Genomic DNA, 1,173 nt, shown 5'->3' with positions numbered 1-1,173 from the left:
GGCGGCCAGAATGCGGTCAAGCAACCCATCCAGTTCAGGCGCCGGCACGCGGCAGAAGTCATCGAGAAACAACCAGGCCGGCGCTTGCCAGCGGTTCAGGGCCAGCAGCAACGTGGGCTCATCAACAAAGTCGAGGCCAAGGCTTTGCGCCAGGCGCTGACACAAATCCGAGGCCACGCCATTCAGCGGCAACCAGTACACCTGGCACTGCGAAGGCGCCTGCAACGCGCACTCGGCGAGCAATGCACTCTTGCCACTGCCGGCCGGGGCGCAGAGCAACTTCACCCGTGCCGTGGCGTTGAGCAGCGGCACGGCCAGGCGCGGGCGCAACAGATGATGGGGAGACAAGCGTGGCATGAATCCAGGACGATCCAGACAACGGGTCATGGCGGTCATTACTGCGTCCCTGTTTTTTATTATTAGGCGGCGTGCGCCCTACCCTAGTCCTGTGGCTGGCGGTTGTTGAGGAGTATTCAGCAGGCTGATTGGCGGGCATAAAAAAGCCGGGAGCCAAAAGGCCACCCGGCACTCGTTCTAAAGGTGGAACACCGTAAATGTGGGAGCGGGNNCCCGCTCCCACAGTTTGATCGCACTTCAATCACGTTTTAGCGCACGCCTTCCGAGCGCAATGCTGCCGGCGTGTAGTCGGCCGCCTTGGCCGCAAAGCCGAACACAAAGCTGCTCTTCTCTTCGTTCTTCATGCCCAGGGCGATGTAGCGCCCGGCGATGATGTCGTACAGGGTTTCGACGGTGTAGGCCGGCACCTGATGGTCGTAGTAGAACTGCGCGTGACCTTCAGCAACACGCCACAGCTGGCCGCGGCCGTCGTAGTGGTCCACCAGCGCCACCTGCCAGCTGTCTTCGTCGATGTACATGTGGCGCTTGGCGTAGATGTGCCGTTCGCTCGGCTTGACCGTGCCGATCACTTCCCAGACCCGGTGCAGCTCGTAGCGGGTCAAATCCTGGTTGATGTGGCCGGCCTTGATGATGTCGTCGTACTTGAGGGTCGGCGAGTCGAGCTTGTAGCTGTTGTAGGGAATGTACATCTCCTTCTTGCCCACCAGCTTCCAGTCGTAGCGGTCGGGGGCGCCGGAGAACATGTCGAAGTTATCCGAGGTGCGCAGGCCGTCGGCCGCAGTGCCCGGCCCGTCGTAGGCCACTTGCGGCGCACGG

Annotated in this window: 1 protein-coding gene and 1 pseudogene; both read right to left on the bottom strand. The window is 61.8% G+C overall.

Going from position 1 to position 1,173, the window contains the following annotated elements; genetic code table 11:
• Positions 1-396: pseudogene (locus HX846_RS34530) on the bottom strand (helix-turn-helix transcriptional regulator); the annotation flags it as partial.
• 209 nt (positions 397-605) lie between these two features.
• On the bottom strand, positions 606-1,173 hold a 568-nt coding region (locus HX846_RS34525; RefSeq protein WP_178967184.1), incomplete at its 5' end, for a DUF1329 domain-containing protein.

This window comes from Pseudomonas sp. K5002 (assembly GCF_013386655.1).
In the GTDB taxonomy this organism is placed as follows: domain Bacteria; phylum Pseudomonadota; class Gammaproteobacteria; order Pseudomonadales; family Pseudomonadaceae; genus Aquipseudomonas.
The sequence above is the reverse complement of the archived record's forward strand: the minus strand, read 5'-3'. Positions and strand labels throughout refer to the sequence as shown.